Here is a 6,423-nt window from a genome sequence, read left to right on the forward strand (position 1 = left end):
TCCCGCACCGACGACGGTGGTCCTCACTGGTTTCTTCCTGACTGTGTGTCGAGTAGTTGCCGGACGGTGGCGCGGGCGTCACGGTAGGTCCGGTCTAGAATGGTGGAGGCGGCGGCGCTGTCGCCTCGTTCGACGGCATCGAGCATGTCTGTGAGATGGCTCCAGGTGGCCAGTCCCTGCTCGAGCGCGTTGGTGATCCACAGGTTCTTGTACGGACGGCAGATGTCCCAGAGATTGCGGACCACCTTGACCAGCTCGACGTTCTCGCCGGCGTCGTAGAGGGCACCGAGCAGGTGCTCGTCCTGGATGGCGGCTTCGACGGGGTCACCGCGTTCGGCGGCATCCCGGAGCAGCAGCCAATGGTGCCGCATCTTCTCGATGGCGCCACGGTCGGCGCGGGCGGCACCCTGGCGAGCGGCCTCGGGTTCGAGCATGATCCGCACGTCGTACACGTGCTCGAGCTCGTCGATGCTCAAGACCCGCACCGTCGCACCGCGATACGGTTCGACGACGATCAGACCGGCCTGCTCGAGCCGCCGGAAGGCTTCTCGCACGGGCATGTCGCTGGTGCCCACCGACTCGGCGACCTCGCGGATCCGAAGCTGGCTGCCCGGTTCCCACTCCCCCTGCGCGATCCGTCCACGAAGGGCCTCGAAGACCTGGTCGGCCAGCAGCGAAGAAGACACCCGGAACTCGGGCTTCGGAGCGGTCGGCGCAGCCGCGCGGTGTGCGACCGACGGCGCGATGGTGACCGCGGAGCATGTCACGGGCTCGGTGGCGTCGATCATGATGTGAACCTTTCGTGGACGGAGCGGCGAGAGATGTTGCGACTCAGCCCTATCGGCGGTGGGCGACGGCGTCGAACTCGACCGCGGTGCGGCCGCGGAAGCGGGAGACCTCGACCGTGGTGCGGGCCGGCGCACCGTGCACGGTGACCACCGAGGTGTAGACCTCGTTGAGTTCGGGCAGCTTCTCGATGTCGGCGACGTAGCCGTTGATCTTGAGCACCGTCGACCAGTCCGCGCCGGCGGCGCGCAGCGAGGTCTCCAGGTTCGACAGGGCCGTGCGGACCTGGGTGGAGAAGTCTTCCGACGTGGTCCCGTCGGCCTCGACCGGCAGCGCTCCGCTGGTCCACACCAGATCGCCGAGGGCGGCGGCCGCCGAGTACGGAGCCGTGGCCGGGGTCGATTCGAGACGGACCAATTCCCGCTCGACGAGACCGTTCGTACTGGTCATGGAAGAACCTCCAGATTGCGTGTGACTTTCGAGGATGTTGTCGGTGCGGTGACCGCCCGATGTCTGATCACATATCGCTGTGACCTGCGCCTCACAAAGTATGCTGGGCGACGAAGTTGTCGACAACAGGTGAGCGAATTCAGTTCGGAAAATGCATATTTGAGTTGTAAATAAATACACAGTCAGGACCGGCGAGAAGACATCAAACCGCGCGTTTCGGCGTGCAGCGCGCGGTTCAGTCGCAGTCAATCGTTTTACGGATTAACGACTCATCACGCGATTATTCGTCCCGCGGCGGGCCGTCCAGGCGGTGACATGGGCGTACCCCGGGCGCCAACGGCACGTTGGGATCGCAGGGACGGCAGTCGGCTACTTTCGTTTGCCGTCGGGAGCGTCTTCATGACGCCGGAACTGCTCGACCATGTTGAATACCGCGTTGTCGATCTTGCGGCTCCACAGGCTCGTCACCAGCTCGGGGTCCTGGCTCCGCAACGCATCGAGGATGGCTGTGTCGTCGGCGACGATGTCGTCGACGGAGTACGCGTAGTCCAGCCCCAAGATCGAAACGAACATCCGCAGCTGCAGCGACAGGCGGACGAACATCTTCTCGATCCTCGGCATGTCGGCGGCATGAGCTACCGCATCCTGCCACCGAATGTCCGCATCCCCCGTGGCCGGAGCATCACCCATCCTCGCGTTCCTGACGACGTCCTCCATCGCGGCTTCGACCGGCGCCAGCCGCGTTCTGCCCCTGGTAGCCACACGCCGCAGCAGCAACGCCCCGAGCGGACCACGCGCGGTATAGGTGTCGAAGATGTCCTGGCGGGTGGGGATGGGAATGTACGCACCGCGATGCGGTTCGAGTGCCACCAATCCGTCCTCGGCCAGGATCTGCAGTGCGTCCCGAATAGGCCCCCGGGAAACACCGAGTCGCGCCGCGAGCGGTTCTTCGAGAATCCTCTGTCCGGCATCGAACGCACCCGTCGCGATCGACTCGCGCAGCACCTTGACCACGGCAGTCGCCAGCCGCGGCGGGGTACTACGCAGGGCACCACCTGCGGCCGCCGGGACGGACGCACCCGACGCCTTGGCCTCGAAGCGCGGTGGCCGGACCCACCGAAACGAGTGTTCCCCGCTCGCCGCCCACGAGCGCACCTGATGTTCCACGGTGAGCAACTGTTCGCCCTGGCGCCGGTCGAGGGCTTCCGTGATCGAATCCAATTGCGCCAGCCAGCGGTGTGGCGCTATCTCGTACACGCTGAACCGAGGGTGCCGATACAACCAGCGTTGGGTCTGCGTCGGGAGCTTCACGTCGACCAACATGATGACTCGCCGATCCGGCGGGGCCACCTTGTTGACTTGTTCCAGCATGTCGAGAAGGTCCGACCCGACCGCCGCCGACTCGGCCGACTCCTTTGAGGACACCTGCGGCTCGTAGGCGAACTGGGCGGACAGCACGGTACGGACCACCTCCCGCCGCTGGCGGGTCCGGCTGCTGCGCGACCGTGCTTCGGCGGCACCGGGAGGCGAGGCCGGATCGTGGAAGACCAGGACGCGAGTCGCCGCGCTCACAAACACCGCAGCAAGCACCACCTGCCTCGACTTGTTGAGCACCGATCGGGTGACGAGATCGGGCGCCTCCGTGAACGACAGCCGGCGGACTCGACTGACCGCAGTCTGACTCAGCCCGAGTTCGGCAGCGATCGTGCGCGTGGTCCACGCACCGTCTGCCGGTTCCCGAAGCTGCGTGCCGAGTACTGCCCGCTGCGCGTCGCTGCCGATGGACACCGGGCGTCCCGGTCGGGCCCGGTCGCCGAGACCGTGGATTCCGTGTTCGTCGAATCTGCTGCGCCACTTCATGATCGTGTGCCGGGTGACGTCGAGGGTCCGCGCCGCCTCGGCGACCGACTGGTCTTCACTTGCGAGCACGATCCGGGCACGCAAGGCCAACGCCTGGGTCGTGGTCGGCGCCGCTACCAACCGCTCCAGCATGCCCCTGTCCTCCGCTGAAAGCGCCATGCCCATCCCTCCTCGCTCCCTGCCCGCACGCTCCGAGGCGAACCGTTCTATTTCCAACGCCGCACCTTTGAGTCATTAATTCATAGACCTCATGCCCGTGTCGTTACCGCCGACCTGAGCTGAACCACCTGCAAAGCGCAGAATTTCACTCCGATTTCCTGCGTGCAGGCGCTCACCCTCCGTTGAGAGAGTTACAACTCAAATCGGCATCTTTCAGTTTCAACCTCAGACCTTGTTGTCGACAACTCCCCCAACAGCCTACTTTGTGAGGCGCAGGTCACACAGACCCTTCGGCCCGGACCCCGGAGTTGCTCGCCACGCCGACGTCGCGCTCCGCAACCCCGGCGAGATCGTCCCGCCGAGATCCCCTACCCAACACCCCGACCCCGGAAGAAAATAAGGAGAAACCCATGTCATCGTTCCGGATTGTGAGGAGTGACTGGTGTCGTCAATAAAGAATACGGTCGCTGTTTCAGACCATGCCGACGCAGCGTTCAAGCGGCGTTTCCTGTGGAAACTGGTCCTCGTGCTGACCGGGGGGATGTTCCTGGATGGCTACGTCCTCGGGATCATCGGTCCGGTGACCGGCCCGATGGCCGCCGATCTGGGCCTGTCGACGCTGTCGGAGGGGCTGATCGCGGCGAGCGCGTTGTTCGGCATCTTGATCGGCTCGCCGCTGGCGGGCTGGGCCTCCGACAAGTTCGGCCGCAAGCTGATGTTCACGGCCGACATGGCGCTGTTCGTGATCGCCTCAGCGATGCAGTTCTTCGTCCACGAGCCCTGGCAGCTGTTGGTGGTGCGGCTGCTGATGGGTGTGGCGATCGGCGCCGAGTACTCGGTGGGTTGGCCGCTGCTGTCGGAGTTCGTTCCGGCCCGGCTGCGGGGCCGGTTGATGGGCGTGACGTTGATCGCCTGGTATGTCGGGTTCATGCTCGCGTACCTGGTGGGGTATCTGCTTACCGAGAACACCGACCTGGGCTGGCGGGTCATCCTGGGCACGAGCACCGTGATCGCGGTGGTGTTGCTCATCGCTCGGATCGGGCTGCCCGAGTCGCCGCGCTGGCTGTGGAACGTAGGCCGACGGGACGAGGCTCACGCCCTCGCGCACAAATACATGGAGTGCTTCGCCGACATGATCGATGTCGAGCACGAAGACACCCGCAAGGGCAGCTTCGGGATGCTGTTCTCCCGGCAGTACTGGCGGGCAACGTTGTTCACCGCGGGGTTCTGGTTCTGCGCAGTCACACCGTATTTCGCGATCGCCACGTTCGCCGACAGTGTGCTGGACCAGTACGGGCTCAGTGGGGGGCTGGCCGGTGGGGTCGGGCTGTCCGCGGTCGCCGCCGGCGCCGTGGTGCTCACCGTGCTGTTGGTCGACAAACTCGGCCGCAGGGCGCTGACCGTGCCGCCACAGTGGCTGTGCATGGCGCTCCTCGCGGTCATCGGCCTCTGGGCGGGGGCGCCGCCGATGGTGGTGTTGGTGCTGTTCCTGGCCTTCTCGTTCTTCAATGCGATGTACAACACGCTGACCGGAATCTATCCCGCCGAGGTGTTCCCAACCGAGATCCGCGGGATCGGCACGGGCTTCGCGGCCGCCGTCAGCCGCGTCGGGGCCGGCATCGGCACGTTCCTGCTGCCGTGGTCGATGGCGAACCTCGGCACCGCGGTCACCATGTTGATCGCCGCTGTCATCGCCGGTATCGGGGCCGGATTGTCACAGTGGCTGGCCCCCGAAACCAACGGCATGAGCCTCAGCGAGACGGCCGCCGGCGTCGTGCACTAGGGAACACACGCCACGACTGCCGTCACAGGCATCCACTTCGTACTCCGAGCCCACGCTCGGCGAAAAAGAAAGTCGAAATTCAATGCGATTCAGCAAGGTTTTCAACGTCGTCGGATGTCATGTCGGCGGAGAGGTCGGCAACGTCGTCGTGGGCGGTGTCGGCGACGTACCCGGCGACACCATGTTCCAGAAGCGGCTTTACCTCGAGAACAAGCGAGACGACATCCGGCAGCTGCTCCTCAAAGAGCCGCGTGGCTCCATGATCCGCTCCCTCAACGTCGTACTGCCGCCGACGCACCCCGACGCCGCCATGGGCTACGTCATCATGGAATCCGAGGAATATCCCGCGATGTCCGGCGGCAACACCATCTGTGTCGCAACAGTTCTCCTCGAGACCGGGATGGTCCCGATGCAGGAACCGGTCACCGAACTCACCCTCGAATCACCCGCCGGCCTGATCAAACTGCACTGCGAGTGCCGGGACGGCAAAGTGCTCAGCGTCCGCTTCGTCAACCAGCCCGCCTTCGTCTATCACTTGGACGCACCCGTCGAGGTCGAAGGCATCGGGACTGTGACCCTCGACGTCGCGTGGGGTGGGATGGCCTTCGCCATCATCGACGCCGCCGGCCTCGGATTCGAGCTCGTCCCCGACGAGGCCCGCGACCTGTGCGTGGTGGGCGAAAAGATCAAGACCGCCGCCGCCGAACAGCTGAAGGCCATCCACCCGGAGAACCCCCAGTTCGCCGGAATCACCATCACCGAGTTCACCAACCCCCTGCGGCGAGAGAACGACACCCTCGTCGCCAAGAACGCGGTCGTCGTCTCCCCCGGGCGCATCGACCGATGCCCGTGCGGCACCGGCACCTCGGCCAGGCTCGCGGTGATGCACGCCCGCAACCAGATCAAGCCGGGCGAGAAGTTCATCCACGAATCGCTCATCGACAGCCGGTTCGAGAGCACCATCGAATCGCTCACCCGCGTCGGTGACTACGACGCCGTCGTGCCGAGCGTTGCCGGCCAGGCATGGATCACCGATATGTCCCAGGTCGGAATCGATCCGACCGACCCCTTCCCCCTCGGATACACGCTCTCGGACAGCTGGATGCGTTCCGGCGCCACCCGCTGACTCGATCCCCACCACGCAGAGAAGGACCACGCATGCCGCTCATCCAGATCACCCAGCCACCCGGTTTCGACACCGAACAGAAGCGCGCCACCATCGAAGCGATCACCCGCGCCTACGTCGACGCCACCGGTAAGCCCTCGTCATCGGTATGGGTCACCATCACCGAAGTCCCGCGCGAATCCTGGGGCGTCGCAGGAACACCCCTCGGCTAGCCGAGGATAGCTCGTCACCCGGCTACGACTCGGTCCCGGTGCACCCG

The 6,423-nt window shown here is 65.2% G+C and carries 6 protein-coding genes; 3 read left to right on the forward strand and 3 right to left on the reverse strand.

All coding sequences use genetic code 11. The features are described 5' to 3' along the window. Positions 1-23: 23 nt before the first annotated feature. The 3 genes from ACFTZB_RS41350 to ACFTZB_RS41360 all read right to left on the reverse strand — a co-directional run bounded on the left by ACFTZB_RS41350 (position 24) and on the right by ACFTZB_RS41360 (position 3,255). On the reverse strand, positions 24-788 hold the full coding sequence (locus tag ACFTZB_RS41350; RefSeq protein ID WP_378441097.1) for a GntR family transcriptional regulator: 765 nt from the start codon (positions 786-788) through the stop codon (positions 24-26). Between the two features lie 49 nt (positions 789-837). Then, positions 838-1,236: a RidA family protein gene (locus ACFTZB_RS41355; RefSeq protein ID WP_378441099.1), complete on the reverse strand. Its 399-nt coding sequence runs from the start codon at positions 1,234-1,236 to the stop codon at positions 838-840. Between the two features lie 369 nt (positions 1,237-1,605). Continuing rightward, the gene (locus ACFTZB_RS41360) at positions 1,606-3,255 is read right to left on the reverse strand and encodes a helix-turn-helix domain-containing protein (RefSeq protein WP_378441101.1); all 1,650 of its coding nucleotides are present in this window, start codon (positions 3,253-3,255) and stop codon (positions 1,606-1,608) included. Positions 3,256-3,697: 442 nt separating this feature from the next. Here ACFTZB_RS41360 and ACFTZB_RS41365 point away from each other — a divergent pair, with 442 nt between their 5' ends. The 3 genes from ACFTZB_RS41365 to ACFTZB_RS41375 all read left to right on the forward strand — a co-directional run bounded on the left by ACFTZB_RS41365 (position 3,698) and on the right by ACFTZB_RS41375 (position 6,376). Continuing rightward, positions 3,698-5,038: an MFS transporter gene (locus ACFTZB_RS41365; RefSeq protein WP_378441103.1), complete on the forward strand. Its 1,341-nt coding sequence runs from the start codon at positions 3,698-3,700 to the stop codon at positions 5,036-5,038. Positions 5,039-5,120: 82 nt separating this feature from the next. Further along, positions 5,121-6,164, forward strand: a complete 1,044-nt coding sequence (locus tag ACFTZB_RS41370) for a proline racemase family protein (protein WP_378441105.1) — start codon at positions 5,121-5,123, stop codon at positions 6,162-6,164. Between the two features lie 32 nt (positions 6,165-6,196). Beyond that, entirely contained in the window at positions 6,197-6,376 is a 180-nt protein-coding gene (locus ACFTZB_RS41375) for a 4-oxalocrotonate tautomerase family protein (RefSeq protein WP_378441107.1), read from the forward strand. Positions 6,377-6,423: the final 47 nt, after the last annotated feature.

The organism is Rhodococcus sp. NPDC057014 (genome assembly GCF_042673295.1).
Taxonomy (GTDB): Bacteria; Actinomycetota; Actinomycetes; order Mycobacteriales; family Mycobacteriaceae; genus Rhodococcus_F.

Bases quoted from the DNA above. Each gene is read 5' to 3' on its own strand.
- ACFTZB_RS41370 (WP_378441105.1), top strand. From the start codon at position 5,121: ATGCGATTCAGCAAGGTTTTCAACGTCGTCGGATGTCATGTCGGCGGA.
- ACFTZB_RS41375 (WP_378441107.1), top strand. From the start codon at position 6,197: ATGCCGCTCATCCAGATCACCCAGCCACCCGGTTTCGACACCGAACAG.
- ACFTZB_RS41355 (WP_378441099.1), bottom strand. From the start codon at position 1,236: ATGACCAGTACGAACGGTCTCGTCGAGCGGGAATTGGTCCGTCTCGAA.
- ACFTZB_RS41350 (WP_378441097.1), bottom strand. From the start codon at position 788: ATGATCGACGCCACCGAGCCCGTGACATGCTCCGCGGTCACCATCGCG.
- ACFTZB_RS41360 (WP_378441101.1), bottom strand. From the start codon at position 3,255: ATGGCGCTTTCAGCGGAGGACAGGGGCATGCTGGAGCGGTTGGTAGCG.